26 protein-coding genes are annotated in these 26,981 nt (G+C 66.5%); 15 read left to right on the top strand and 11 right to left on the bottom strand.

The annotated features are described in order from the left end of the window. Positions 1-9: 9 nt before the first annotated feature. The 3 genes from F1654_RS03105 (at position 10) to F1654_RS03095 (ending at position 2,243) form a co-directional block, all read left to right on the top strand. Positions 10-471, top strand: coding sequence for a RidA family protein (locus tag F1654_RS03105; RefSeq protein ID WP_150022029.1), 462 nt, complete (start codon positions 10-12; stop codon positions 469-471). Positions 472-542: 71 nt separating this feature from the next. Beyond that, positions 543-1,745 carry a GNAT family N-acetyltransferase gene (locus tag F1654_RS03100; RefSeq protein WP_150022028.1) on the top strand — a complete coding sequence of 401 codons (1,203 nt, stop codon included), beginning with the start codon at positions 543-545 and terminating at the stop codon, positions 1,743-1,745. A 60-nt stretch (positions 1,746-1,805) separates the two neighbouring features. Beyond that, positions 1,806-2,243 carry an HIT family protein gene (locus F1654_RS03095; RefSeq protein WP_150022027.1) on the top strand — a complete coding sequence of 146 codons (438 nt, stop codon included), beginning with the start codon at positions 1,806-1,808 and terminating at the stop codon, positions 2,241-2,243. Between the two features lie 17 nt (positions 2,244-2,260). On the opposite strand, the gene F1654_RS03090 is transcribed toward F1654_RS03095, so the two are convergent. After that, positions 2,261-3,538 carry a D-alanyl-D-alanine carboxypeptidase gene (locus F1654_RS03090; protein WP_150022026.1) on the bottom strand — a complete coding sequence of 426 codons (1,278 nt, stop codon included), beginning with the start codon at positions 3,536-3,538 and terminating at the stop codon, positions 2,261-2,263. 158 nt (positions 3,539-3,696) lie between these two features. Here F1654_RS03090 and phaP point away from each other — a divergent pair, with 158 nt between their 5' ends. The 4 genes from phaP to F1654_RS03070 all read left to right on the top strand — a co-directional run bounded on the left by phaP (position 3,697) and on the right by F1654_RS03070 (position 8,485). After that, the gene (gene phaP / locus F1654_RS03085) at positions 3,697-4,332 is read left to right on the top strand and encodes a phasin family protein (RefSeq protein WP_233205088.1); all 636 of its coding nucleotides are present in this window, start codon (positions 3,697-3,699) and stop codon (positions 4,330-4,332) included. A 214-nt stretch (positions 4,333-4,546) separates the two neighbouring features. Further along, positions 4,547-4,876: an ATP-dependent Clp protease adapter ClpS gene (gene clpS / locus F1654_RS03080; RefSeq protein WP_150022025.1), complete on the top strand. Its 330-nt coding sequence runs from the start codon at positions 4,547-4,549 to the stop codon at positions 4,874-4,876. A 4-nt stretch (positions 4,877-4,880) separates the two neighbouring features. Continuing rightward, a complete protein-coding gene (gene clpA, locus F1654_RS03075; protein ID WP_150022024.1) occupies positions 4,881-7,229 on the top strand; it encodes an ATP-dependent Clp protease ATP-binding subunit ClpA in 2,349 nt (782 codons plus the stop codon). Further along, on the top strand, positions 7,226-8,485 hold the full coding sequence (locus F1654_RS03070; RefSeq protein WP_150022023.1) for a S41 family peptidase: 1,260 nt from the start codon (positions 7,226-7,228) through the stop codon (positions 8,483-8,485). The genes clpA and F1654_RS03070 overlap by 4 nt, the downstream gene beginning before the upstream one ends. 10 nt (positions 8,486-8,495) lie before the next feature. On the opposite strand, the gene F1654_RS03065 is transcribed toward F1654_RS03070, so the two are convergent. The 4 genes from F1654_RS03065 to F1654_RS03050 form a co-directional block, all read right to left on the bottom strand. Further along, complete coding sequence (locus tag F1654_RS03065) at positions 8,496-8,990, bottom strand: Hpt domain-containing protein (protein WP_150022022.1); 495 nt, start codon at positions 8,988-8,990, stop codon at positions 8,496-8,498. 31 nt (positions 8,991-9,021) lie between these two features. Then, on the bottom strand, positions 9,022-9,537 hold the full coding sequence (locus F1654_RS03060; protein ID WP_150022021.1) for a response regulator: 516 nt from the start codon (positions 9,535-9,537) through the stop codon (positions 9,022-9,024). A gap of 77 nt (positions 9,538-9,614) precedes the next feature. Continuing rightward, positions 9,615-10,376 (bottom strand): NAD kinase, encoded by a 762-nt coding sequence (locus tag F1654_RS03055; protein ID WP_150022020.1) that lies wholly within the window; start codon positions 10,374-10,376, stop codon positions 9,615-9,617. Positions 10,377-10,400: 24 nt separating this feature from the next. Continuing rightward, on the bottom strand, positions 10,401-11,450 hold the full coding sequence (locus F1654_RS03050) for a DUF2336 domain-containing protein (protein ID WP_199200434.1): 1,050 nt from the start codon (positions 11,448-11,450) through the stop codon (positions 10,401-10,403). Between the two features lie 96 nt (positions 11,451-11,546). Here F1654_RS03050 and egtB point away from each other — a divergent pair, with 96 nt between their 5' ends. From egtB to F1654_RS03020, 6 genes are all read left to right on the top strand, one after another. After that, positions 11,547-12,803 (top strand): ergothioneine biosynthesis protein EgtB, encoded by a 1,257-nt coding sequence (gene egtB, locus F1654_RS03045; RefSeq protein WP_150022018.1) that lies wholly within the window; start codon positions 11,547-11,549, stop codon positions 12,801-12,803. 10 nt (positions 12,804-12,813) lie between these two features. Further along, complete coding sequence (locus F1654_RS03040) at positions 12,814-13,434, top strand: YdeI/OmpD-associated family protein (RefSeq protein ID WP_150022017.1); 621 nt, start codon at positions 12,814-12,816, stop codon at positions 13,432-13,434. A gap of 103 nt (positions 13,435-13,537) precedes the next feature. Further along, the gene (locus tag F1654_RS03035; RefSeq protein ID WP_150022016.1) at positions 13,538-14,302 is read left to right on the top strand and encodes a class II aldolase/adducin family protein; all 765 of its coding nucleotides are present in this window, start codon (positions 13,538-13,540) and stop codon (positions 14,300-14,302) included. 82 nt (positions 14,303-14,384) lie between these two features. Further along, positions 14,385-15,149, top strand: coding sequence for a hypothetical protein (locus tag F1654_RS03030; protein ID WP_150022015.1), 765 nt, complete (start codon positions 14,385-14,387; stop codon positions 15,147-15,149). Between the two features lie 87 nt (positions 15,150-15,236). Next, positions 15,237-16,355 (top strand): efflux RND transporter periplasmic adaptor subunit, encoded by a 1,119-nt coding sequence (locus tag F1654_RS03025; RefSeq protein WP_150022014.1) that lies wholly within the window; start codon positions 15,237-15,239, stop codon positions 16,353-16,355. Further along, the gene (locus F1654_RS03020) at positions 16,352-19,480 is read left to right on the top strand and encodes an efflux RND transporter permease subunit (protein WP_150022013.1); all 3,129 of its coding nucleotides are present in this window, start codon (positions 16,352-16,354) and stop codon (positions 19,478-19,480) included. The genes F1654_RS03025 and F1654_RS03020 overlap by 4 nt, the downstream gene beginning before the upstream one ends. Positions 19,481-19,504: 24 nt before the next feature. Here F1654_RS03020 and F1654_RS03015 read toward each other — a convergent pair whose 3' ends face one another. Beyond that, positions 19,505-21,097 (bottom strand): alkaline phosphatase, encoded by a 1,593-nt coding sequence (locus F1654_RS03015; protein WP_199200433.1) that lies wholly within the window; start codon positions 21,095-21,097, stop codon positions 19,505-19,507. Positions 21,098-21,257: 160 nt separating this feature from the next. Here F1654_RS03015 and F1654_RS03010 point away from each other — a divergent pair, with 160 nt between their 5' ends. Further along, complete coding sequence (locus tag F1654_RS03010; protein ID WP_199200432.1) at positions 21,258-22,553, top strand: APC family permease; 1,296 nt, start codon at positions 21,258-21,260, stop codon at positions 22,551-22,553. Here the strand turns inward: F1654_RS03010 and tatC are convergent. Genes tatC through F1654_RS02995 form a run of 3 tightly spaced genes read right to left on the bottom strand, consistent with a single transcriptional unit; the run spans position 22,550 to position 24,002 of the window. Beyond that, the gene (tatC, locus tag F1654_RS03005) at positions 22,550-23,356 is read right to left on the bottom strand and encodes a twin-arginine translocase subunit TatC (protein WP_150022010.1); all 807 of its coding nucleotides are present in this window, start codon (positions 23,354-23,356) and stop codon (positions 22,550-22,552) included. The two genes, F1654_RS03010 and tatC, sit on opposite strands and share 4 nt — an antisense overlap. A gap of 4 nt (positions 23,357-23,360) precedes the next feature. Next, a complete protein-coding gene (tatB, locus tag F1654_RS03000; protein ID WP_150022009.1) occupies positions 23,361-23,750 on the bottom strand; it encodes a Sec-independent protein translocase protein TatB in 390 nt (129 codons plus the stop codon). Between the two features lie 3 nt (positions 23,751-23,753). Next, on the bottom strand, positions 23,754-24,002 hold the full coding sequence (locus tag F1654_RS02995) for a Sec-independent protein translocase family protein (RefSeq protein ID WP_150022008.1): 249 nt from the start codon (positions 24,000-24,002) through the stop codon (positions 23,754-23,756). A gap of 162 nt (positions 24,003-24,164) precedes the next feature. On the opposite strand from F1654_RS02995, the gene F1654_RS02990 reads away from it, so the two are divergent. After that, positions 24,165-25,004: an enoyl-CoA hydratase-related protein gene (locus F1654_RS02990; protein WP_150022007.1), complete on the top strand. Its 840-nt coding sequence runs from the start codon at positions 24,165-24,167 to the stop codon at positions 25,002-25,004. A 7-nt stretch (positions 25,005-25,011) separates the two neighbouring features. On the opposite strand, the gene F1654_RS02985 is transcribed toward F1654_RS02990, so the two are convergent. Then, complete coding sequence (locus F1654_RS02985) at positions 25,012-25,950, bottom strand: pirin family protein (RefSeq protein ID WP_150022006.1); 939 nt, start codon at positions 25,948-25,950, stop codon at positions 25,012-25,014. 21 nt (positions 25,951-25,971) lie between these two features. Then, positions 25,972-26,889: an FkbM family methyltransferase gene (locus tag F1654_RS02980; RefSeq protein ID WP_150022005.1), complete on the bottom strand. Its 918-nt coding sequence runs from the start codon at positions 26,887-26,889 to the stop codon at positions 25,972-25,974. Positions 26,890-26,981 lie beyond the last annotated feature (92 nt).

The following is a 26,981-nucleotide window of genomic DNA, read 5'->3' as shown; positions in this document are numbered from 1 at the left end:
ATGCAAGACGTGAACGCCGTGGAATCCCGCCTCACCGCCCTGGGCCTGACCCTGCCTGAACCCGCCGCGCCCGTGGCCAATTACGTGCCCTTCGTGCGCTCGGGCGATCAGGTTCATATCTCCGGCCAGATCTCGCTGGGCCCGGACGGGCTGGTGGCCGGGCGCCTGGGCGCGGGACTGGATCTGGAGGCGGGACAGGCGGCGGCCCGGCTGTGCGCCATCAATCTCATCGCCCAGTTCAAGGCGGCCTGCGCCGGTGATCTCACCCGCCTGCGCCGGGTGGTGAAGCTGGGCGGTTTCGTCAACGCCGATCCGGGTTTCACTGACATCCCCAAAGTGATCAACGGCGCCTCGGACCTGATGGTGGCCGTGTTCGGCGAGGCCGGACGCCATGCCCGCTCGGCCGTCGGCGTCGCGGTGCTGCCGCTGGGCGCGGCGGTGGAGGTGGACGCCGTGATCGAGGTCAGCTGAGCCGGGTCGCACTTGTCGCGCGCGGCGCTATATCCTCCGCTTCAGGCCCCGCCCGGACGCAAACCCTTGTCATGACCGCCTTGCGCTTCTCCTTGATCGACGCCATGGCCAGCGTCCCCCCGGACGCCTGGGACGGGCTTTGCGCTGCGCACGCCCCTGGTCCTGAAGCGCCGGAAGGGGGCGAGGCCGCAGCGCAGAGCGGGGGAGGGCAGGCGGGAGCGGACCCCTTTCTGACATGGGGATTTCTTCAGGCGCTGGAGGCCGCCGGCTGTGTCGGGCCCGGCACGGGCTGGACGCCGCGACACCTCATCGCCGAGGACGAAGAGGGCCGGCTTGCGGGCGCCATGCCGCTGTATCTCAAGGACCATTCCTATGGCGAATATGTCTTCGACCATGCCTGGGCCCATGCGCTGGAAAGCGCCGGGGGGCGCTATTATCCCAAGCTGATCGGCGCCGTCCCGTTCACCCCGGTCACCGGGCCGCGCCTGCTAACCCATTGCCCTGAAACGAAAACCGGCCTGATGCGCGCGGCGTGTTCGGCCGCGGCCCAGCTGGGCGTCTCGTCCCTGCACGTCTTGTTTCCCCACGAGGCGGACCGCGCCGCGCTGGACGGGGAAGGCTTTCTGGCGCGCCAGGACATACAATTCATATTCACCTCAGAGGGTTATCGCGATTATGCCGATTTCCTCGACGCCCTGTCCTCACGCAAGCGCAAGGCGCTGAAAAAAGAGCGCGAGACCGCCCAAGCCGGCGTCTCCATTGAGCTTTTGACCGGATCAGACATCACCGAAGCCCATTGGGACGTATTCTATGCCTGCTATCTCGACACCGGCGCGCGCAAATGGGGCTCGCCCTATCTCAACCGCACCTTCTTCTCCCTGATCGGCGAACGCATGGCCGACAGATTGCTGCTGGTGATGGCGCGCACCGGTGATCGCTATATCGCCAGCGCCCTGAATTTCATCGGCGAAGAGGCGCTCTACGGGCGCTATTGGGGGGCGCTGGAAGGCCGCGACAGCCTGCATTTCGAGCTCTGCTACCATCAGGCCATCGACTATGCCCTGGCCCATGGCCTGACCCGGGTGGAAGCCGGCGCCCAGGGCGCCCACAAGCTGGCGCGCGGCTACCGGCCAAGACTCGTCCACTCCGCCCATCATATTGAACATGAAGGCCTTCGCGCCGCCGTCGCCCGCTTCCTGCGCGCCGAACGCCCCGCCGTCGCCGCCGAAGCCGAAGCGCTGGACCGGGAAGGGCCGTTCAAAGCCAGCGTCTGATCTGGCGTGACTGGATGGGGCTCGTTAGGTTTGGGCGATACTGGCTGACCGGAGACCGCCATGAGCCTGCACGGGTCCTATGATGACGAGAATATCTTCGCCAAGATCCTGCGCGGGGAGGCGCAGGCGGCCAGGGTTTATGAGGACGAGCATGTGCTTGCGATCATGGACCTGTTTCCTCAGAGCGAAGGCCATATGCTGGTCATCCCCAAGGCGCGGGCGCGCAATCTCCTGGACCTGCCCGCAGACGCGGCGGCCCGGGCGATCGAGCGTGTCCAGACTCTGACGCGTGCGGTGGAGGCGGTGCTGAAACCCGATGGCGTCATGGTCGCGCAATTCAATGGCGCACCCGCCGGCCAGACCGTGTTTCACATCCATTTTCACATCATTCCGCGCTGGGCAGACCGTAATATCGCGGGCCATGGCCAGGCCGGTCAGGCCGACCCGGACGCCCTCAAGGCGCTGGCGGCGCGTATCGCCGCGGCGATCGAGGCCTGACGCGGCCCGTCCTGGCGTTAAGCGTCCGGGGCGACAGTGAAGCAGGCTTCGCCGCGCGCCTGCAGCCGGGCGCAGGCGGCGCGGGCGGCGTCCACGTCCAGGCCGGCGAAGCGCGCCCGCCACAGCCGCGTGGCGCCGCGCTCCAGCGGCTCGGGCGCATAGCGGGCGCCGGAGATCAGATCCTCAAGCCCCATGGCGGACACGGTTTCCAGCCGTGCGCGCGCGGCGGCTTCCGAGCCATAGGCGCCCACCTGGATCGACCAGCCGCGCGGCAGGCTCAGAACAGAGATTTCAGGCGCCGGCGCGGCGGGTGCAGCCAGTGAATCGGCGTCCGCCAGCTCCACGCGCACCGGCGGCGCGCTGCGGGCCGAGCCCTGTTCGGTGCGCCCGGGCAGGCCGGCGAGCTCGGCGGTGAGCAATTCCTGTTCGCGGATCGGATTGAGGCGCGGCACGTCCAGTCTGGCCAGCAGGCGGCCCTGATCGCGCGCATCCAGCGTAGCGAAGGCCGCTTCCAGAAGCTCGCGCGCATGGGCGTCACGCACGGCCGGCGAGGCGCCGCCCATGATAATGGCCACCAGCCGGCGCTCATGGCGCCCGGCGGTCAGCGCCACATTGAAGCCGGACGCGCGGATATAGCCGGTCTTCAGCCCGTCCACCCCGCGCATATTGCCCACCAGCGTGTTGTGGCTGGGAATCGAGCGTCCGTTCCAGGCAAAGCGGGTCTCGGCGAAATAATGGTAGCGCTCGGGAAAATCGCGCTGCAGGGCATAGGCCAGCCGGGCCATGTCGCGCGCCGTTGTGCGTTGCAGCGGATCGGGCAGGCCCGAAGCGTTGCGGAAGGTGGTGGCGGTCAGGCCCAGGCGCCGGGCGCGCTCGGTCATGGCTTCGGCAAAGGCGGTTTCGGTCCCGCCCAGATGCTCGGCCACCACCACCGCCACATCATTGGCGCTGGCGATGATCAGGGCGCGCACCGCGTCCTCGGCGCGGATCTCGGCGCCTTCAGCAAGGCCCAGGCGCGAGGCCGGGCGCGAGGCGGCCTCGGCGGAGACCGGCAGCATGTCGTCCAGCGTGATGCGCCCGTCGCGTTCAGCCTCGAACAGCATATAAAGCGTCATCATCTTGGTCAGGGAGGCGGGAAAGCGCGGCGCGTCGGCCCGGCGCGCATGGAGCACCTCGCCGGTCTCCATGTCCGCCACAAAGACGGCGTAGCGCTCGGCCTGCGCCAAGGCGGTCCCGCTGGCGAAGGCCAGCGCGGTGAGGGCCAGAACAAGGATCGCAATGCGTGAAGCCGCCATGGCCGCGCATGCTGCCAGCGAGCTATTGCCGGGCCGTTAACCGCATGGGCCTGCGAAGTTTTTGTGCGGCGCAACATTTTTCTTGACTCCAGGGGCGGCTTTGGCGATATTTGCTGCATCTGCGAACAAGCAGAACGACACGTTTGAAGAGGATTGTCATGGCCAGCGAAACCGCCACCCCCGAACAGACCGCTGACAGCGCTCCGGCGCCGTCCGTGACGTCTGACGCGGAGACGGCGGCTGCCGGGCAATCTCCTGCCTCTAGCGCAGCCAAACCGGCGAAGCGCGCCAAACCGGCCGGCAAGACCGCCCGCAAGCCTTCGCCGCCCCGCAAGTTTACTGGAGAGACCAAGATGGCCGCCGCCAAAAAAGACCCCGCCAAGGAAGCCTTTGAAACCGTGACTCTGGCCTCCAACGAGGCGTTCAAGGAAGGCTTCGAGAAGTCCGTCGCCGCGATGAACGACTTCACCGCGTTCCACAAGGAAACCGTGGACGCCATGATCGCCTCGGCCACCACCACGGCCAAGTCGCTCGAAGACATAAACGCCGCCGCGGTCGCTTACGCGAAAAAGTCGATGGAAGACTCTGTTTCCGCCGCCAAGACGTTTGCCAGCGCCAAGTCGGTCCAGGAGCTGATCGAAGCCCAGGCCGATTACACCAAATCGGCCATGGACGCCTATCTGGCCGAAGTGAACAAGCAGGCCGACCTGATGTCGGCTCTGGTCAAGGACAGCTTCAAACCGCTCAACGACCGCGCTTCCGCGGCTGTCGAGCTGATGCAGTCCCAGCGCTAACAGCGCTTCAAGGAATTGGCGTGCGCGTCAACACCGCGCACGCCTCCGTATCCTCCCTGACTGGTCCGGCGTCACAAGCGCCGGACTTTTTTTGTCCACACTTCAGGGCTGTCTTATGATGCGATGGCTGAAGGGGGGGCTTTCCAGCCGCCCCGGGATTCATATCTAATCAGGACATGATGACTCACGCAGCGCTGAAAACAGGCATCGCGGCATGACCGAACGGCGCAAGGATGATGACGACGCCGGACGCGGCGCAGGCGTGGCGCTGGAGACGCGCACGCGCACCAAGCGCCCGTCCATGTACAAGGTGTTGCTTCTCAACGACGATTATACGCCGATGGAATTCGTCGTGGGCGTGCTCATGACGATTTTTCACAAGAACGCAGAGGAAGCGACTCGCATCATGCTCCATGTGCACCAACATGGAGTGGGTGTGTGCGGCGTGTTCACCTATGAGGTGGCCGAGACCAAGGTCGCCCAGGTGATGGACGCCGCACGCCGTTCGCAGCATCCTTTGCAGTGCACCATGGAAAAGGATTAGGCATTTGCCCTCTTTCTCGCCCGCCCTCGAGCACAGCCTGCACCGCGCCCTGGCCGCCGCCAATGAGCGCAAGCACGAATACGCGACGCTGGAGCACCTGCTCCTGTCGCTGTGCGAGGACGAAGACGCCAGCGCGGTGATGCGCGCGTGCGACGTGGATGTGGACGAGCTGCGCGAGGCGCTGCTGGACTATGTCGAGCGCGAGCTGGCCAGCCTCGTGGTGGAGAATGGAGAGGACGCCAAGCCCACCGCCGGCTTCCAGCGCGTCATCCAGCGCGCCGTCATCCATGTGCAGAATTCCGGCCGTGACGAGGTCACCGGCGCCAATGTGCTGGTGGCCCTGTTCGCCGAGCGCGAAAGCCATGCCGCCTATTTCCTCGCCGAGCGGGACATGACCCGCTATGACGCGGTCAACTTCATCTCCCACGGCATCGCCAAGCGTCCCGGCGCGGCGGAAATCCGCCCGGCGCGCGGCGCCGACGATGATGATGACGACGATACGCCTCCCCCTTCCGGCGAGGACAAGGACAAGGACGATGCGCTCGCCGCCTATTGCGTCGATCTCAACGCCAAGGCCCGCGCCGGCGATGTGGACCCGCTGATCGGGCGCGATCACGAGGTGGAGCGCTGCATCCAGGTGCTGTGCCGCCGGCGCAAGAACAATCCGCTGCTGGTGGGCGATCCGGGTGTGGGCAAGACCGCCATCGCTGAAGGCCTGGCGCGCAAGATCGTCGAGGGCGATGTGCCCGAAGTGCTCGATGAAGCGGTGATCTTCTCGCTGGACATGGGCGCGCTGCTGGCCGGCACGCGCTATCGCGGCGATTTCGAGGAGCGGGTCAAGCAGGTGGTCAAGGCGCTCGAACAACGCCCCCACGCCATCTTGTTCATCGACGAGATTCACACCGTGATCGGCGCCGGGGCCACGTCAGGCGGGGCGATGGATGCGTCCAACCTCTTGAAGCCCGCCCTGCAGTCAGGATCGCTGCGCTGCATGGGCTCGACCACCTACAAGGAATATCGCCAGCATTTCGAGAAGGACCGCGCCCTGGCGCGCCGCTTCCAGAAGATCGACGTGGTCGAGCCGTCCGTGCCGGACTCCATCAAGATCCTGCAGGGGCTCAAGCCCTATTTCGAGGATTTCCACGATATCCGCTTCACCAATGAGGCGCTCAAATCAGCCGTGGAGCTGTCCGACCGCTATATCGGCGACCGCAAATTGCCCGACAAGGCGATTGACGTGATCGACGAGGCGGGCGCCTCCATGCGCCTGCTGCCCCAGTCACGCCGCAAGAAGACCATCGGGGTCAAGGAAGTCGAGGCGGTGGTCGCCAAGATCGCGCGCATCCCGCCCAAATCGGTGTCCAAGTCCGACGAGACCGTGCTCAAGGATCTCGAAGGCACGCTCAAGCGCGTGGTGTTCGGCCAGGACGACGCCATCACCAAGCTGTCCAGCGCCATCAAGCTGGCGCGCGCCGGCCTGCGCGAGCCCAACAAGCCCATCGGCTGCTATCTGTTCTCCGGCCCCACAGGCGTGGGCAAGACCGAGGTGGCCCGCCAGCTCTCCGCCTCGCTGGGCGTGGAGCTGCTGCGCTTTGACATGAGCGAATACATGGAGCGCCACACGGTCAGCCGCCTTCTGGGCGCGCCTCCGGGCTATGTGGGCTATGACCAGGGCGGCCAGCTCACCGACGCCATCGACCAGCATCCCCATTCGGTGCTGCTGCTCGACGAGATCGAGAAAGCCCATCCGGACATCTTCAACATCCTGTTGCAGGTGATGGATAACGGCCAGCTCACCGACGCCAACGGCAAGAAGATCGATTGCCGCAATGTCATCCTGATCATGACCACCAATGCCGGCGCCTCGGACGCGGCCAAGGAATCCATCGGCTTCGGACGCGGCAAGCGCGAGGGCGAGGACATGGCCGCCATCGAGCGCCTGTTCACGCCGGAATTCCGCAACCGTCTGGACGCGGTGATCGCCTTCTCCGGCCTGAAGCCCGAAGTGGTGGGGCGCGTGGTGGAGAAATTCGTGCTCCAGCTGGAAGCCCAGCTCACCGAGCGCGGCGTCACGTTCGAGCTCACCGAGGCGGCCACGCTCTGGCTGGCGCGCAAGGGCTATGACGAGAATTTCGGCGCCCGCCCGCTGGGCCGCGTCATCCAGGAGCACATCAAGAAACCGCTCGCCGACGAGATCCTGTTCGGCCAGCTGCGCAAGGGCGGGGTGGTGAAGGTGGATGTGGACCCGGCCGACCAAGAGCGGCTGGACTTCGAGATCATCCCCGGCGACCGGCTCAAGCCCGCCCGCAAACGCGCGGCGAAACCGCAGCCTGAAGAGGCGCAGGTGGAGTGAGCAGGGGGGTCTCATGGCTTGTGGCTTGGGGGCTGTTCTGTCTTGCCTTCGCCCCGGCGTTAGCTGACGGCGCCGATGAGAACCCTTACCGGACGGACGCCCGGGCCCTTCTGGACCTGATTTCGCACAATTACGCCTATCTGGACCGCTTTGAGGGGGCCAACCCGGCGCTGACGGCGCAGGGCGTCAACCTGGATGAGGTCACAGACGCCGCTTCGCTGCTGGATTTTGCAGAGTGCGCCCTGTTTGCGCTCAAGGACCATCACGCCATCATGGGCGTGAACGCGGCCCGGTCCTATGGCCTGACGCCCAGCCATGCAGATCTGTGGGTCGAGGACATTGACGGGCGCCTGGTCATCACCGATGTCCGGCGCGGCTCGCCCGCAGCAGCAGCAGGCGTGCAGCCGGGCTCCGAATTGCTGGAGATTGAAGGCCTGCCGGCAGAAGACGCCATAGGGCGGCTTTGCGGCGGGCCGTATGCCACATCCCAGGACAGAGGCTTTGCAGCCCGGGTGCTGGCGGCCGGGCGGCGCGACCGCCCGCGCCAGCTGGTCATCCTGGATGCTCACGGCGTACAGGCCAGTGTGGAGCTGGCGCCTTTCAGCGCGCCGCAAGGACGCGAACCGATAGACGCATGGCGGGCCGGGACGGGGGCGCTGGTGCTCCGGTTCAATGACTCACTGGGCGCGGATGGCCTTGCCGGACACATTGATGACGCGCTTGAACACGCCGATGCGGCGGGCGTGATCCTTGACCTGCGCGACACGCCCGGGGGCGGCAATAGTCTTAACGCCCGCGCCTTGCTGGGCCGGTTCCTGTCAGAAACGCGGCCCTATCAGCGCCATGAACTGGTTCGCGAGGCGCGCGAGACCGGCATTGTCCGCCTCTGGGTGGAAGAGGCCGCTCCGCGCGCTCCGGCCCTCGCTCATGTGCCGGTTGTGGTGCTCGTGGGCCGCTGGACCGGGTCCATGGGGGAGGGGATCGCGATCGGGTTCGACCATGCGGCGGGCGCGCCAGTCATGGGGTCGCGCATGGCGGGTCTGAGGGGGGCTGTGTACGACTTCGTCCTGCCGCATACGGGCTGGGCCGTGAAACTGCCGGCCGAGCGCCTGAGCCATGTTGATGGCGCGCCGCGCGAGGCCTATGCGCCCTCAATACAGCTGGACACGTCTGAAACGCTGGACGGGCAGGGCGAAGACATCGCCCTCAACAGGGCGCTGGAGGTGCTGTCGGCCATGCAAGGCCGCGCGCCGTGAAGCGGCGCGATCAGCTGCGCTCGCCCACCAGGGCGACCACGCGCGCCTCCAGTTCCTCGGCCAGCGCCTTGCCGACAGGGTCCTTGTCATCGCGCACATTCTGGATGATCGCCGCCCTGATGGCGCCCACATGGGCGTCGATGAGCGCGAGCGGAGCGCTGGCGCGCTGTTCAGGCGTCTCGATCAGTTTGGACAGGGAGGCCGCCAGGCGGGTGATGATCGGAAACTCGTACGTGCTGCCCAAGCCGCGCAAATCGTGAGCGCAGGTGAACAGGGCCTCGCCCGCTTCGCCCTGCATCCCCTCGGTCTTCACCGTACGCATCAGGCCTTCCAGCTTGGTGACTTCCTCGCCCAGCCAGTCATTGAAATTCTGGCGCAGCCCGTCGAGCGCGGCTTCGGCGCGTTTCATCAGCGCGTCATCGGCCGCAGGCAGGGGACCGCCCAGCTTCGCTTTGAGCATGTTGGGCGGGTTGATGATTTCGATCGGGCGTTCGCGCTGGGCCATGGCGTGGCGTCTCCGCTAGAGGTTCAGGGCGTCAGGACAGGGGCGCGGCGTCGTCACGCCGCTCCGGCCCCTGATAACCGGTCGCCAGACGGCGGCGATCAGGGCCGAAAAACATTTTGGTGCGCACAAAGGGGCGCGGGCGATTCACGATAGTCTGCATGCGTTTGTACAAGTCTTCGGCGGCGAAGGGCTTGACCAGAAACTCGGTGACGCCCGCGTCTCGCGCTTCCTTGACCTTTGAGGGTTCGGCATAGGCGGTGAGCATGATGATGGGGATCAGGGGGCAGGGGCTTTTGTCCGGATCGCGCAGGGTGCGCACCAGGGTCAGCCCGTCCACAGGCTTCATTTTCCAATCGCAGATCAGCATATCGATACGTTCGGCACGCAAAATCTCCAGTGCGGAAGGCCCGTCAGCGGCTTCATAAACCGCCACAATCCCGAATGCCGATAGCACCGATCGCACAATGCCGCGCATGGCGGCGTTATCATCCACCACGGCGATGCGCAGCTTGGCGAGCCTTGAATCAGGCTGGTGGCTAGCGGTCATGTCATGCGCCCCCTGAACGCGCGACACCAAGTCGCGCCCATCATGGGCCGGATTTGCTTAATGGCGCGCTAAGCGGCTCAGTCGGATGCAAATTGTTCGGTCAGGATGCGCTCGCCCAACGCCATGCCCTCGTCGAACAGCAAGGTCAGCGTCAGCGAGCGCGCCTCGTTGACGGTGACGCTGAGCGCGTCGCGGAATTCCTTGTTGTCGGCCACCACCGAGACCGGGCGCTTCTCGGGGTCCAGAATGTCAAAGCGCACCTGGCTGCCATGGCGCAGCAGCGCGCCGCGCCAGCGCCGGGGCCGGAAGGCGCTGATGGGCGTCAGCGCCAGCAGCTGGGCGTCCAGCGGCAGGATGGGGCCATGGGCCGAGAGGTTATAGGCGGTCGAGCCGGCCGGGGTGGCCACCAATACGCCATCGGCGGCCAGCTCATCGAGACGCACGCGCCCGTCCACGCTGATGCGGATCTTGGCGGTCTGGCGGGTTTCGCGCAGCAGCGAGACCTCATTGATGGCGAGCGCCTCGAACGTGCCGCCATCGGCCTGGCGGCCAATGGCCCGCAAGGGATGGATCAGCGCGCGCTCGGCTGCGGCCAGGCGCTCGGGCAGGCCGTCTTCGCGCGGTTCGTTCATCAAAAAGCCGACCGACCCGAAATTCATGCCGTAGACAGGGATGGACCGGCCCATCACCGCGTGCAGCGCATCCAGCATGGCGCCGTCCCCGCCCAGAGCGATCAGGCAGTCAGCTTCTTCCAGCGCGACCTCGCCATAGCGTTCAGCCAGGCGCTGGCGTGCGGCCTGGGCGTCGGCGCGGTTGGCGGCGTGATAGGCAAAACGCATGGAATGTCCGATGTCAGACGAGAGCTAGTGGATTGAACCGCCCGCGCCCATCCGGTGCAAGGCCCGGCGCGCATCATCGCGCGAGAAGGCGGCGTAGATGTCGGCGCACGCGCGTGTCAGCGAATCGGGCTCCATCGCATGGGCGCGTCCCGATGCGGCCATGGCGCTGTAGAGATCGGCGGCCTGGCCTGGCGCCATGGCCATGGCCCTGGCGGCCAGAAGGCAAGCCCGGAGCGGCGAACGGCGCAGGGCCTGTCGCCAGTCGGCCGCCTCTATCCCGGTCAGGCGCGCAATGGCGTGGTCAGCAATCTCGGCGCGGCCATTGCGCGCGGCGCGCAGGACATCGGACGTGGACAGGGCCCGGTCCGACTGCAGCTGGCTGGCCACGGTCTCTGCATGGCGGTCGACGTCAGGATCAATCTCAAAGCCGGCGCCCTTGTCAGCCGGGAAGGCCAGATCGGCCAGATCGGGATATTGCCCGGCCAGCCTGGCGCGCACATGCGAGGCGGCGACGGCGTGGAGCGCGCGCACAAAGCCCTCGCTGAGATCGCCGCGCCCGGCCAGGGCTTCCTGCAAACTCTCATGGGCGCGGGCGATGGCGGCGAAATCGCCGGCCGAGGCTTCGCTGATCAGTGCGCCTTCATGGTTCGCCAGCGCCATCAGGCAGTCGCGTTCACGGTGGCGGGCCATGGCCAGAGTGACGGGCGCGCTCAAATGAATGCGCGCAATCAGCGCCATGCGATGGGCGTGGCTGAGATCGGCGAGCGCAATGAGATCGGTTTCATCCAGCACCATGGAGCGCTCGATCACCGGCCGGGCGATGTCCAGCGGTTCGAAAGCCAGCAGGCGCACCGCCTCGCGCGGCGCCCAGTCGCATCGCGCCAGCCGGGCCGCCGCCTGGGCGCGCACGCCCGCTTCGGCGCGCTGCAACAGCTCGGTCAAAACCGGATCCAGCTCGCAGATCACGCTTGGCGGCAGGGGGCGGATCGTGCACAGCTGTGTGAGCTGCACAGCCTTGCGGCCCGCCGCTTCAGGCGAGTGCGCAGTCAATGTCCGGCCCGGGGTCGGCGCCATGGCGAGCATCCGTCAGGTGTTTCTGGATGATCAGACTGCCTGCGCTAAAGTTAGGAATGCGTTAGCTTAATGGGGAGATCGGCTGTGGCGAAGGATATGGCCCAGAGCTCTGGCGAGACATTGCGCGCCCGGTACGAAGCGGTGCGCGCGCGCATCATGGCCCTGGCCGCGCCCCTGTCAGCGGAGGATTTGTGCGTCCAGGCCATGGAGGACGCCTCTCCGGGCAAATGGCATCTGGGCCATACCAGCTGGTTCTGGGAAACCTTTCTGCTCAAACCGCATCATCCCGGCTATCAAGCGTATGACGCCCGCTTCAACTTCCTGTTCAATTCCTATTACGAGGCCGTAGGCGCGCGGCAGGCGCGTCCCGAGCGCGGGCTGATCACCCGGCCGGGGCTGGAGGCGGTGCTGGCCTATCGCGCCCATGTGGACGCGGCCGTGAGCGCTTGGTTTGACCAGGCCGATGAGCGTCAGCTGGAAGCTTTGGGCCGGGTGATCGCGACCGGGCTGGCCCATGAGGAGCAGCATCAGGAATTATTCCTGACCGATTTGAAATATCTGTTTTCGCGCAGCGCCTTCGCCGAAGCGGCCTATCCCTCTCCACACGCTGCGCCCGCCCCGGCCAGCCCGCCGGCGCTGGACTGGATGGCGTTCGAGGGCGGGGTTTTTCCCTTCGGCCATGACGGCCAGGACTTCGCCTTTGACAATGAAGGCCCGGCGCATGAGGCCGTGCTGACGCCATTTGCGCTCGCTTCACGAGCGGTCACCAATGGCGAATATCTCGAATTCATCGAAGATGGCGGCTATCGCCAGCCAGGGCTTTGGCTGGCTGACGGGTGGGCCCTGGTGCAACAGGCAGAGCGCTCGGCGCCGCTCTACTGGCGCAAGACGGATGCGGGCTGGCGCGAATTCACCCTGCATGGCGAGCGCGCTCTCGATCCATCGGCCCCGGTTTGCCATATCGATTATTTCGAGGCTTCCGCTTACGCCGCCTGGGCCGGCGCCCGTCTTCCCGAAGAACGCGAATGGGAGCACGCCGCCCGCCATGACGGCCGGGACGATGCGCGCTGGATGGATCCCGATGGCTGGCTGCACCCCGCCGTTCAAGGCCAGGCCGGGATGTTCGGCGAGGTATGGCAATGGACGCGTTCAGCCTATGGCGCCTATCCCGGCTACCGCGCGCCGCAGGGCGCTATCGGCGAGTATAATGGCAAGTTCATGTGCGGGCAGTTCGTGCTCAAGGGCGGCTCGGCCTTGACCCCGCCGGAGCATGTGCGCGCCAGCTACCGCAATTTCTTCCCGCCCGCCGCACAGTGGCAGATGACCGGCTTGCGCCTGGCGAGGGACAGTTAGGCACTTCGCCATGATCACCGATATCGAGCACTATTTCACCAAAGGATGCGGGCGTTGCGAGCGGTTTGCGACGCCAGATTGCTCGACACGGCGATGGGCGGGCGGGCTGGATGCGCTGCGCAGCGTGTGCCGCGAGGCAGGTCTCACCGAAACGGTAAAATGGGGCCATCCCTGCTACATACATGCGGGCCGCAATATCGCGATTATCGGGGCGTTCCGGGGTGATTTCCGGCTGAGCTTCTTCAACGCGGCCCTGATGAAGGATCCCGAGGGCGTGCTGGAGAAGCAAGGGCAGAACACCCGTCATAACGACATGATCCGCTTTCGTGACAACGCGCAGGTTGAGCAGATGCAGCCGGTCATCCGGTCCTATCTGGCTGAAGCGATGGGCTATGCCGAGGCTGGGGTCAAACCGCCCAAGGAAGACCACGCGCTTGAACTGCCAGACGAGCTGGCCGAAGCGCTGGACCACGACCCTGAGCTCGCCGAAGCCTTCCACCAGCTCACGCCGGGGCGCCAGAAGAGCTATGTGATCAATATCGGCTCGGCGAAGGCGTCTGCGACCCGCTTTGCCCGCATCGAGAAATTCCGTCCGAAAATCCTCGCGGGCAAGGGCGCGCTGGATCGATAACATCCCGAGTTGATTTGACGCGGAGGCGTCGGGGCGCGATCCTTGATACAACGCTCAGCCAATAGCGTGCCCCAAGGCACCGTACGAAACGGGAGAGGCAATCATGGACGATCAGGCCAGTGTTTCGGTGAAGGATCAGGTCTCGGCCGAAGAGTGGAAGGCGCGCTGCGACCTTGCCGCGCTCTACCGGCTGATTTTCATGCATGGCTGGGATGATCTGTTCTTCACCCACATCTCCATGCGCGTGCCGGGGCCGGACGAGCATTTCCTGCTCAACCCGTTCGGGCTTTTGTTCGAGGATGTGACCGCCTCCAACCTGGTCAAGGTGGATATCGAGGGCAATGTGCTGCCGCCCAGCCAGTACGGCATCAATCCGGCCGGCTTCACCATCCACTCTGCCATTCATCACGCCCGGCCCGATGTGAAGGTGATCATGCACCTGCACACCGATCAGGGTGTGGCGGTCTCGGCCCAGAAGCGCGGCCTGCTGCCCATCTCCCAGAGCGCCATGACGGTGATGAAGGATGTGGTCTATCACGGCTATGAAGGCATCGCGCTGGAAGAGGACGAGAAAGAGCGCCTGGTCGCCGATCTCGGCGCGCACAATCTGATGATCCTGAATAATCACGGCACCCTGACCTGCGGGGATCATCCCTTCTCCTGCTACGTGCGCATGTACATGCTCGAGCGCGCCTGCAAGATGCAGGTCATGGCCCAGGGCGCCGAGCTGGTGGAATGGGACAAGGCCATGCAGGACCGGGTCTACGGCCAGGGCGAGCAGGCCTTCACCAATGAATTCTTCAAGGAAATCGGCTGGGCCGCCATCCGCTCGCGCGTCGACCGGCAATGCCCCGGCTATGATGTCTGATCGCGCCTGAGGCGAAAACGGTCTGGACTTCTCTCCTCTGGCGAGTCCTTAATGCGCGCTCCGGGAACGCGGAGGCGCGCACATGGCGCGATGGGCGGGCGTCATGGCCGGTCTGGCGGGTCTGGCTTCAGCGGGCGCAGCCGCGCCAGCCGAGGCAAGCGCTTGGACCCGTGCGCGCGGCGAAACGCTTCTGATATCCACCCAGACCTGGCAACGTCTGGACGGCGGGCCGGGCGGCGTCGTGCAATCCAAGACCGAGGGCGCGGTCTATGCCGAATATGGCTGGCGCGATCATATAACCCTTGTGGGCCGGGCCGCCGTGCAATCGATCGACCGCTCCTATCTTGAGCCCTGGCAGGGCATTGGCGGGGTTGAGGGCGGCGTGCGCCTGCGGCTTTACCGCCAGGGACCCTGGGCGGCCTCAACGCAATTCTCCGCCAGCGTGCGCACGCCGGGCGAGAACCGCTTCAACGCCGCGCTGGGCGAGGGGGGCGGCGATCTTGAACTGCGTGTGCTGGGCGGGCGCTCCATCGGGCGCAGCACTTTTATCGACGCCCAGGCCGCCTGGCGGCGCCGGCCCGGCGGCACGGCGGACGAACTGCGCTTCGACCTGACGGCGGGCACCCATATCTGGCGGGGATTGCGGGTGATGGGCCAGAGTTTTTCGGTCTGGTCGACGGGCGGGCCGGCGCATCAGAGAGCTTATGCCTGCCACCGCATGCAAGTCTCCGCCATCTGGCCGCTGAGCAGCCGCACGCGCATGCAGATCGGCGTTCTGGGCACGGTAAGCCGCCAGAATACAGGCATGGAGCGCAGCGCTTTTTTGTCCTTGTGGCGCAGGTTCTGAGCCCGGCTAACCAATTTGTGACCGCCAGCCGCTTTGATTTTATCGCAATACGGCGCATATCCCCTCGCATCCCGCTTGGAGTCCGCCATGAAGCGCGCCGCCTTTCTGATTGTTGTCGCCTGTGTTTTCGTCTTGATGGCAGGCGCTGTTCTGACCCGTGGGCTGCTCACAGGCAGCGCGGGACCAGAAGCCATGTCGCCGGGCCGGGCCATGCCGGTCGCCGTGACGGCCGCCGAGCCGCGTGAATTCGCCGAGGTGGTCGAGGCGCTGGGCACCGCCAATGCGAATGAATCGGTGGTCGTGACCGCTACGGTTTCCGACCGCATCTCCCGCATCGCGTTTGAATCGGGCGACCAGATGCGCGCGGGCTCCATTCTGGTTGAACTGGCTGACGCTGAAGCGGCAGCGGACCTGACCGAAGCGCGCGCGGCCCTGCGTGAAGCCAATCGCGAGCTGGAGCGCACCCGGGAGCTGGCCGAGCGGGGCATCGCGTCGCGCGCCCGGCTTGACGAACTGACCTCCTCCACCGAACGCGCCCGCGCCCGCGTCACGGCTCTGGAAGCGCGCGTGGCCGAGCGCATCATCCGCGCGCCCTTCGACGGCGTGGTGGGCTTGCGCAATGTCAGCCTGGGCCAGCTGGTGCGTCCGGGCGATGTGGTGGCCCAGCTGGACGATGTCAGCATCATCAAGCTGGATTTCACCCTGCCCGAGCGTTTCCTGTCCGTGATCGAAGCGGGCATGGAGGTGCATGCGCGCACCGCCGCCTTCTCCAGCGAGGTCTTTGCCGGGCGTATCGAACATATCAGCAGCCGGGTCGATCCGGTGGTGCGCACCGTGACGGTGCGCGCCAGCATCGATAATGCCGACAATCGTTTGCGGCCCGGCATGCTGATGACGGTGCAGCTGCGCCGCGATGTGCGCGAGCGCCTGGCTGCGCCCGAAACCGCCATCACCCGCACTGGCGATCGCGTCACCCTGTTTGTGGTTCAGGAAGCGGACGGGCGCGCCAGCGTGGCTCAGCGCACGGTTCAGCTGGGCCAGCGTCAGGCGGGATATTTTGAGATCCTGGACGGCCTTGAGCCGGGTGATCTGGTGGTGGTTCACGGTGTGCACAGACTGCGCGACGGCATGCCGGTGCGTATCCAGAATGGACCTGAAGCAGCCGGTCCGCGCGTGGCGGCGGCGGCACGGAGCGTTGCGTCATGACCCTTTCGGATATCGCCGTACGCCGTCCCATGATCGCCTTCGTGGCGAGCGCGCTGATCGTTGTGTTCGGGGTGCTGGGCCTGCGCGATCTGCCCTTGCGCGAATTGCCTGACGTGGACCGGCCCATTGTCTCCATCAGCGCGGATTTTCCCGGCGCCAACGCCGAGGTGGTCGAGAACCGCGTGACCGAACCGCTCGAGGCCCAGCTGTCGGGCATTGACGGCATTGAGGAGATCACCTCGCGCTCCCAGGACGGGCGTTCGCGCATTACCGTCACCTTCACGCTGGCGCGTGATCTGGAGGCCGCGGCCAATGATGTGCGCGATGCGGTCAGCCAGGCGCGCCGTTTCCTGCCGCCCGATGTGGAGGAAGTTCAGGTCAACAAGCAGGATTCCGACGCGCGGCCCTTCATGTGGTATAATCTCATGTCGGAGTCGATGACGGCGGAAGAGCTGACCGACTACGCCAACCGCTTCCTTCTGGACCGCCTGACCATTATTGACGGCGTCACCAATGTGCGCATTGGCGGCAATCGCCGCTATGCCATGCGCATCTGGCTCGACCCGCAGGCCATGGCCGCCCGCCAGGTCACCGCCGCCGACATCGAAAACGCCATCCGCGCCGAGAATGTGGAAGTGCCCGGCGGCTCGCTGGAGACATCCGGTTCCCAGATCGCCGTGCGTGTGGAGCGTCTGTTCTCTGATCCTGAAGGCTTTGCGCGCCTGCCGGTGCGCGTCACATCGGACGGTCAGGTGATCCGCCTGGCCGAAGTGGCCGATGTGGAGCTCTCCGCCGAGGAGCCGCGCGCCCTGTTCCGGGGCAATCAGCAGAACATGATCGGGCTCGGCTTCATCCGCCAGAGCCAGTCCAACGCGGTCGAGGTGGCCCAGTCCATCCATGACGAAATGGACCGCATCCGCGCCCAGCTGCCCGAGGGCATGGACCTGATCGTGGCCAATGACGAGACGGTGTTCATCCGCGAATCCATCCGGGAGGTCTGGCTGACGCTGGGCGTGGCGGCGACGCTTGTGGTTCTGGTCATCTATCTGTTTCTGGGCAGTTTCCGCTCGGCCATTGTCCCGGCCGCAGTGGTGCCGGTGTGTCTGATCGGCACGTTTGCGGTGCTGTCAGCCTTCGGCTTCTCGCTCAATATCCTCACGCTTCTGGCGCTGGTGCTGGCGATTGGCCTGGTGGTGGACGATTCCATCGTGGTGATCGAGAACATCCAGCGGCGGGTGGATCTGGGAGAACCGCGCATCACCGCGGCGCTCAATGGCGGACGCCAGGTCTTTTTCGCCGTGATCGCCACCACCGCAACGCTGGTGGCCGTGTTCGTGCCGCTGATCTTCCTGCCCGGACTGATCGGACGCATTTTCACAGAGCTTGCCGTGGCGATCGCCGGCGCGGTGATCCTGTCGAGCTTCGTGGCGCTGACCCTGTCGCCCATGATGGCCTCCAAGCTGGCCAAGCCGAGCGTCAATGCCCGCGGTCCCGCCCGCTGGGTCGATCAGGCGACAGCCAGGGCGCGCAAGAGCTATCTCGCCTCGCTGGAGCTGGTGTTGAAAGCGCCCTGGATCGTCGCGCCGCTGGTGGTGCTGGCGGTGGCCGGATCGGCCTTCATGTTCGACCGGTTGCCCAATGAGCTGACGCCGGACGAGGACCGGGGCAGTTTCTTTGGCCGTTTCTCCGCCCATGAGGGCGCCAGCTTCGAGTTCACCTCCGAGCAGGCTCTCAAGGCGGAAGAGACGCTGATGGATTATGTCGACGCTGGCGAGCTTCGCCGCCTGCTGGTGGTGGTGCCCGGCTTTGGCGGCGGGGGCGGCGATTTCGCCAGCGGCATGGTGGTGGGCACCATGGTTCCCCATGGCGAACGCCGCCCGGGCCAGGACATCGTCAACGAGATCAATGGCCGTCTTGGCGAGCTGACGGGCGTGCGCGCCTTCGTCACCATGCGCGGCGGTCTTGGCGGCGGGGGCGGCGGGGACGACGTGTCCTTTGTCATCCTGGGCCCGGAATTTGACCAGATCGACGCGGAGGCCGACGCCCTCATCGAGGCGATCCAGGCCGAGAACCCCAATCTCCAGCGTCCGCGCAAGAATTACGAGCCCAACGCCCCGCGTCTGGTGGTGGAGGTGGACCGCGAGCGCGCGGCTGCGCTCGGCGTGCCGGTGGCCGAAGTGGGCCGCACGCTCCAGACCCATCTGGGCGCGCGCCGGGTCGGTCAGTTCATCGACCGGGGCGAAACCTATAATGTAATCATGGAGAACCGGGCCGCCCAAAGGGCGGGCGGGGGCGATCTGGAAACCCTGTTCGTGCGCGCGCGCGGCGGCGATCTCGTGCCGCTGTCCAACCTGGTCTCCATGCGTGAAACCGGCGAAGCCTCCACCCGTAACCGGTTGAACCGCCAGCGCGCCATCACCATCTCGGCCACGCTTGCGGACGGGTACACATTGGGCCAGGCGGTGGAGTGGCTCGACAGCTACGCCTCGCGCAATCTGCCCCCTGACATGAGCACGCAGTATACCGGCTCGGCGCGGGACTTCCTGGAGTCCAGCACCGCGATCTATTTCGCCTTCGCCATGGCGCTGCTGATCGTGTTTCTGGTGCTGGCCGCCCAGTTCGAGAGCTTCATCCAGCCCACCGTGATCATGCTGACCGTGCCGCTGGCGGTGGCGGGCGGATTATTCGGCCTTTACATGGCCGGGTCCTCGCTCAATATCTACTCCCAGATCGGATTGATCATCCTCATTGGCCTGGCGGCCAAGAACGGCATTCTGATCGTGGAATTCGCCAATCAGGTCCGCGAAGAGGGCAAGGACGTGCTCGAAGCCACGCTCGAGGCTGCCGGCACGCGCTTCCGTCCGATCCTGATGACGGGGATCTCCACCGCCATCGGCGCCTTGCCGCTGGTGCTGGCCAGCGGGCCGGGCTCGGAGAACCGGGTCACCATCGGCGTGGTGATCTTCACCGGCGTGATGGTGGCGACCCTGTTCACCCTGTTCGTGGTGCCCGCGGTCTATGCCAGCGTCGGGCGCTTCACCAAAACCCCCAACTGGGTCTCGCGCCAGCTCGTCAAGGAACAGGACAAGGCCCTGGCCAAAGGCGCCGCCGCCCCGGCGGAGTGATCCGCCAGGGCGGGGCAGGCCATCTTATTCGGCGGCCTGTTGCTGAGCGTCCTTGCGGGCGCGGTGCTCGCTGGCGAAGACCGCGTTCATGACGTGGAACACGGCGGTGTTGTCGACATAATTGCCGTCCCAGCCATAGGGCTCGCCCCACAGCGTGGCGGCGAAGTCGTCATGGCGCTCGAACTGGGTGAACAGGTGGGAGCCTGCCCCCAGCGCCCAGAGCGGAACCAGATCATTGGTGTGATTGCCAGAGGCGAACTGGTGGCCCGGAATTTCGCCTGCGCCCCGGTCCTGCACCGCGCGAAATTCAACGAAACGGTCGCGTTCGGGATCAAACCGGGTCTGGTTGAGGATGTCCTGGTCGAGCGTGATCTGCTGGGGCAGGCCTGAAGCGGGCTCGAACGTGCCTTCGCCCCAGATGCCGCCGGTTTCATGGTCCGAAGTCACGATCAGCAGGGTTTCATCCCAGCTGGAGTGCGCTTCCACCCAGTCGATCACCGCCGCCACGGCGGCGTTGAAATCCATCTGCTCTTCGATGAAGCGCGGCATGTTGTTGGCGTGGCCCATCCAGTCCACGGCGCCGCCCTCGATCATGATGAAGAAGCCGTCGGGGTTCTGATTGAGCACGTTGAGCGAGGCCAGGCTCATGGTGGCCAGATCCGGCACATCGGGGTTGAAGGCCATGCCTGACGGATTGGACGGGTCTTCGGGATAGTCCATGCGCAGCGCCTGGGTGGCGGCGTTGGAGCGCACAATGCCGACCAGGCTTCCGGGCAGTTCGCCGCGGCCCTCGGCCAGCGCCTCGAACTCCTCGCGCGCCTCGATATAGGCGTAGCCGTTCAGGCCAGTCTCTCCAGTGAGCGCCTCCCAGGTCTGGCGCCCGCCCACAAAGCGGAAATCGCGGTCTTCAGGCTCGGCGACGGGGCGCCCGCCGCCGTCAAAGAAGGGATGGCCTGCGCCCATCATGACATCCAGGCGGCCATCGGCCATTTGCCGGAAAATCTCGGCATACATCCCGCGATGCTCAACTTGCGCCCAGGTGGAGGCGGGGGTGGCGTGGGAGACCTGCACCGTGGCGATGGCGCCGGTGGCGCGGCCCTGCTCATGGGCGATATGGGCGATGGTTTCCAGCGTCTGCGCGCCGTCCCAGTTCATGTTCAGCCGCCCGGGCGAGGTCTTGCGCCCTGAATGCAGCGCCGTGCCGGCCGCGCCGGAGTCGGTGTAGGAGGTGTAGGCGATCGAGACATCGCCGAAATCATTGTAGAAAGCGCCCTCCAGCCGGGTCCAGCGGTCGCGCGGATCGTAATATTGCTCCTCCACGCCGCGCGCAGCATCGATCTGGTCATTGGCCAGCACCGCGCCGTCGCCATCGATCAGGCGCAGCGCATAATGGGCCGAGGCGCCGATATAGGGCGCCGTGCCGTCGGGGCGGGTCACCTGATAGGGCTGGGCGCCGGCGCGGCCTTCGTAATAATCGGCGGCGAGCCAGCCATTAAAGCCGATCCCGTCAGAGATCATCAGGATCACATTGCGCGCCTGGGGCGCCTCGGCGGCCAGCGCCGGAGCCGGCGCCAGCGCCAGGGCGGCGATAAAGGTGAGCATACGATACCGGGACATGGCGCCGGTCTCCTTCGTGTCTGCGAAACAACGTGTTTGATGCCTGCAGGCTAGCGGGGTTTTGTCTCGTGTCCATGACATGTCCGGCGCCCCTTGGCTTGCCCGCCAGGGCCAAGCTGGTCCACGCTGGCGCTGTGAAACAAGAGCGGGGGCAAGGCGTATGGCGCGTGAAGAAGGCCTGATCCGGCAGATCACGCCCTGGGGCATCTGGGTGCTGGCGGTCAATGGCATGATCGGGGCGGGCATTTTCGCCGTTCCGGCGGGCGCGGCGGCGGCCATGGGCGGCTGGAGCCCGCTGATCTATCTGGTCTGCGCAGCGCTTCTGGGCGTCATCATCGCCTGCTTCGCCGAGATCGCGACCCGCTTTCGCGAGACCGGCGGACCGGTGCTCTATGTCAGCACCGCCTTTGGCCGGTTCGCCGGCTATCAGACCGGCATGGCGGTCTACGCCACCCGGGTGACCGCGTTTGGCGCCAATGTGAACCTGCTGGTCGCCACGTTCGGTTTTTTCTGGGCGGACGCCGCCGAGGGGCCGGTGCGCATCGTGCTGATCGCACTGGTGGTCGGCGCGCTGGCGCTTCTGAACATCTCCGGCGCCCGCCCGGCCATGCAGGCCATGGGCGCGCTGACCTTGCTGAAATTCCTGCCTTTGCTGGCGCTGGCGGGCGTGGGGCTATTCTTCATCGATCCGGGCCTGTTCCCGCAGGCGGGCGACCAGTTCGCCCTGCCGGCCTTCAGCGCCTGGGGCGCGGCGGCCCTTCTGGTGATCTACGCGTTTGTGGGCTGGGAATCGGCCCTGATCCCGGCGGGCGAGACCAAAAATCCCGCCCGCGCCATGCCTTTGGGCCTGTTCTGGGCGCTGGGCGTGGTGGCGGTCCTCTATGTGGTGATCCAGACCGTGGCGGTGGGCGTGCTGCCCGATCTGGCCACATCGGAGCGCGCGCTGGTGGATGTGGCCGCCGTGCTGTTCGGTCCGGTTGGCGCGCTGTTCCTGACCGCAGGCGTGATCGTGTCGGTGGGCGGCAATATCGCCGGCACCATGGTGACCGCGCCGCGCCTGACCTACGCCATGGCGCGCGAGCAGACCCTGCCGGCCTGGTTCGGCAAGGTGGATGAAAAGCGCCACACGCCGTCCCATTCCATCGTGTTCTTCGCAGGTCTGGGCTTTGTGCTGGCGGTGTTCGGCTCGTTTGTCTGGCTGGCCATGATCAGCGCGTTTGTGCGGGTGCTGGTGTATCTGGCCTGCATCGCGGCCATGCCGCGCCTGCGCCGGATCGCGCCCCAGGCCGAGGGCGGTTTTGTCGTGCCCTGGGGCTGGACCATTCCGCTGCTGGCGGTGGGCGGCTCGCTGGTCCTGCTCAGCCAGGTCGGCTGGCAGTCCATCGCCTATACCGGACTGTATCTCGCAGGCGCTGCAGCGCTGTACGCCATGATGGGCTGGCTCAAGGCGCGTTAGGCGGTTTCTTCTTCGGCTTCGGGTTTGGGCTCGACCAGCTTCACCGCCAGGATGGACAGGCCATAGAGCCCGAACATGGCCGCGCCCAGGAAGATCTGGCTGATCGGGTCGGGCGGGGTGACGAAGGCGGCGAAGGCGGCGATGCCCACCACCGCGTATTTCCACGACTTGATCAGGGTCTGGCTGGTGATCAGCCCGGCCTTGCCCAGAAGCGAGAGCAGCACCGGCAGCTGGAAGCTGATCCCGAAAGCCAGCGTCAGCGTTGTGACCAGATTGAGGTATTCCGACACCCGGGTGAGCAGCTGGATGCTGGCGCGCCCGTCGCTGGGCGCCTGTTCCTGACCCAGGGCGAAGCTCATCACGAAGGGCAGGATGAAATAATAGACCAGCGCCATCCCGGCCACGAACAATACCGGCGCGGCCACCAGGAAAGGCGCAAATGCCAGGCGCTCATTCTTGTAGAGGCCTGGGCGCACGAAGGCCCAGACCTGATAGGCCAGGATCGGGAAGGTTACAATCACCGCCCCGAACAGGGCCAGCTTCAGCTTGACGAAGAAAAATTCCAGCGGCGCGGTGAAGATCAGCTGCAGCTGCAAATCCTCGCCGCGCACCTGGCGGGCGGCGGTCTCGAACGGGACCAGCAGGAAATTATAGATCGCCTCGGCGGCGAGAAAGCAGAGCACAAAACCGGCCGCCAGCGCGCCCAGCGTCACGATCAGGCGCGAGCGCAGCTCCTCGAGATGCGCCATCAGCGGCGCGCGCGAGGCTTCGACCTCGTCTTCCTCTTTGCGCGGCCCGCCCATCGCGTCAGTCCGTCTGCCGGGGTTCAGGCGTGCTGGCCGAAGCGCCGCGCGCGCGGCCGGCCAGGCGCGGATGCTCGCGGATTTCGGCCGGGCGCGGCTCGGCCTCGCCGGGCTCTTCAGCCATGGCTTCGGCCTCGGCCTTTTTCAGCTCGGCGCGCACTTCATCGACGGGATTGGCTTTTTTCAGCGCATTGATCTCCTGGCGCAGCTCGTCCAGCTCCGCCTGGCGGCCCAGATCGTCAAAGCTGCGCTGGAAGTCGCGGGCCATGGCGCGCATTTTGCCCATGAAGCGTCCGGCCTTGCGCACCATCAGGGGCAGGTCCTTGGGACCCACCACCACAAGGGCGATGATGACAAGGATCAGCAGCTCAGGCGCGCCGATGCCCGGGTTCATGGCCTAGCTCCCGGCGCGCTCGTCCTCGCGGCGCGGTTCGGACGGCGCCGCGCCGTCAGACCCGATGGCGCCGGACGCGCCGGAATCCTTGCCGGAGCCGTCCTCGTCCTTGCCGTCATCCTTGAGGCCCTTGCGGAAGGCCGTAATGCCCTTGGCCATATCGCCCATCAGGGCGGAAATCTTGCCGCGCCCTCCGAACAGGACGAGCAGCAAGAGCGCCACGATCAGAATGCCGGTCCAGTGCGGACTCATTGGGACGCCTCCATCACCTGATCCGCGCGCCTGCCGCGCGCGCCCTCATCCCTAGAGGATAATCGCCATCCGGTCCAATGGCGCGGGCGCCGTTCAGGCGTTGCGTGCAGCCCCGTCAGCACCGATGCTGGGTCTGATATTCCCTTCCATCAAGGACCGCCCATGACCTGGACCAGCTTCGCCGTGACGCAAGACGGCCCCATCGCCCGCCTGACCCTCAACCGCCCGGACAAGCGCAACACCATGACGCCCGCCTTCTGGCGCGAATTGCCGCAGGCGGTCATGGCGCTGTCGGATGCGGGCGCCACGCGCGTGCTGATCTTGGACGCCGAAGGCCCGGTGTTCAGCGCAGGCATGGACATCTCGGTGTTCACCGATCCGGGCGCGCTGAACACGGCGTCGCCCGATGCGCGCGAAGCCTTCATGACCGCCGCGACCGCGCTGCAGGAGGCGTTCACCGCGTTCGAGCGTGCCCGCTTCCCGGTGATCGCGGCGGTGCAGGGGCCGTGCGTGGGCGGGGCGGTGGACATGATCACCGCCTGCGATCTGCGCTACGGAACGCATGAGGCCTGGCTGCGCATCGAGGAGACCAATATCGCCATGTTCGCCGATGTGGGCACGCTCCAGCGCCTGCCCCGGTTGATCCCGGAGGGCGTGGCGCGCGAGCTGGCCTATACCGGCGCGCGCCTGGAGGCGGACCGCGCCGAGCGGCTGGGCCTCTATAACGGCGTGCTCGACAGCCCCGAGGCCCTGCGCGCCCATGTGGACGCCGTGGCGGCCGAGATCGCGTCCAAGGCGCCGCTGACCATCAGCGGCACCAAGCGCTCCTTCCTCTACGCCCGCGACCATGGGGTGGAGGACGCGCTCGCCCACGCCATGGTGCTGCAGGCGAGCCTGTGGAATCCCGATGACATCATGGAGGCCATCACCGCGCGCGGCGAAAAACGTCCGGGCGATTTCAAACCGCTGGCGCGGGTGCGGCGCATGGGCGGGGGGTCCTAGCGCCGCCTCAGCTCGTCGGACAATCCTCGGTCGGCTCGGGCGGGGCGCCAGTGTCGGCGTCGCCGGGCAGGGGGATCCATTCGCTTTCGCCCGGCGGCAGGGCAAAGGGCGTGTCCCTGAAACCGCCGGCGATGCTGGCGCGCCAGTCGGCGCGGGCCTGTTCCAGCCTGGCCTTGCTGGAGGCGACGAAATTCCAGTCCAGATAGCGCTCGCCGATATTGGCGCCGCCCAGGATCATGATGCGGCTGTCGGCGCGCACGCGCAGCACGGGCGCCTCGCCGGTGGCGAACACGGCCATATGGCCGGAGCTCACCGGCTCGCCATCGGCCTCGATGGCGCCGGAAACCACATAGGCGGCCAGCTCGCCATGCCCGCGCGGCAGATCAATGGCCGCGCCCGCGGGCGCCTCGGCGTGGATATAGACGATGGGCGAATAGGCTTTGACCGGCGAGCGGTGCTCATAGGCCGTGCCCAGGATCAGGCGCAGGCGCGCCCCGCCGCGTTCAAATTCGGGCAGCTCGCCGGCTGCGTGATGATGGAAGGCCGGCTCGATCTCTTCAGCGTCGCCAGGCAGGGCGATCCAGATCTGGATGCCGTGCAGGTGCTGGCCGGCTTTGCGGGCGGCGGGGCCGGTGCGCTCTGAATGGGTGATGCCGCGCCCGGCGGTCATCAGATTGACCTCGCCCGGGCGGATGGTCTGGTGCACGCCCAGGGAATCGGCGTGGTCCATTTCGCCCTCAAACAGATAGGTGACCGTGGCCAGGCACACATGGGGGTGCGGGCGCACGTCAATGCCCTTGCCCGGCGCGAAGTCCGCCGGCCCCATCTCGTCGAAAAACACGAACGGCCCCACCCGGCGGCGCTTGGCCACCGGCAGGATGCGGGCTACGGCAAACCCGCCCAGATCCTTCTTGCGGCCGGGAATGATGAGATCGATCTGGGACATGGCTGGCTTCCTTCGAGGGTGTCAGGCGGGGTGAAGTATATGGTGGCGGCGCGTGGTTTTGACGATGGAGTAGCCGCGCCCGCGCGCCAGGCCGACAGCGTCCGGACCCTGTGCATCAGGGCGAAGCGCGCGTCTCAGGATCAGCAGTTCAGGCCAGCGCGCCGCGCCGGTTTCAGCGAAAAACGCGCCGAGCACGGCCGCTTCCGCGCCGCCTGAGTCCAGCCGCAGGGCGTGAACCCTGTCCACGCGCATGGCGTCCATCAGGCCGGGCAGGGTGGTGACGCGCACCGCTTCCCCGCCTGTACTGGGCGCGCCGGTCACAATGCGCTGGACGCGCTCGCCCTCGTAATCGGCCAGGGCAAGGCCCGTGATCTCGATGCGTGACAACGCGTTCTGGAGGGCATTGAAGGCCAGGCGCTGGCGGTGTTCCCGGCGCGGCTCCACCGCGATCACCCGGCAGGCCGGCCCGCCCGCCCTGGCCGCCACCAGGGCATACAGCCCGGCTTCGGCGCCTGCATCGATGAAGGTCTTGCCAGCACCCATCACCTCGCGCAGCGCATCCAGCTCATGGGGATCAAAGCATTGCGGGGTCAGGAAGGCGCGCTTTTCGCTGAGGCTGGCGCGCGGATAGAGCCGCAGGGCGAGGCCGAAGGCCTGCACATCCACCGCCTGATCCTTGTGAGCGGCCAGCGCTGCAGGCGCCAGCGCGCCCGCCAGGCGCAGACCCGCCTCGCCCTGGGGCAGGGCGCGCGCAACGGAGCGTGCGGTGCGCGTCACCCAGCCGGGCGCAAAACGGCCATAGCCCGGCTCGCGCTCGCCGGGAACCGGCGCCTGGCGCTGGCGCGCATGGCGGACCCGCGGCCCGGGCGGTGCAGGGTCTGGCAGGGCGGGGGGCGCGCCTTCATCAGGATTCAGGGCGTCAGGGGGCGTGTCGGTCATGGCGCGGTTATAACCCGCGCCGCACAGCCCGCCTACCGGGCTTGGGTTTGCACGGCCGCGCCAAGCGCCTAGCATGGCGTAAGCACAATCAG

Source organism: Alkalicaulis satelles (assembly GCF_008630495.1).
Classification (GTDB): Bacteria; Pseudomonadota; Alphaproteobacteria; order Caulobacterales; family Maricaulaceae; genus Oceanicaulis; species Oceanicaulis satelles.
Note: the sequence above shows the minus strand (reverse complement) of the source record. Positions and strands in the feature narration are given on the sequence as shown.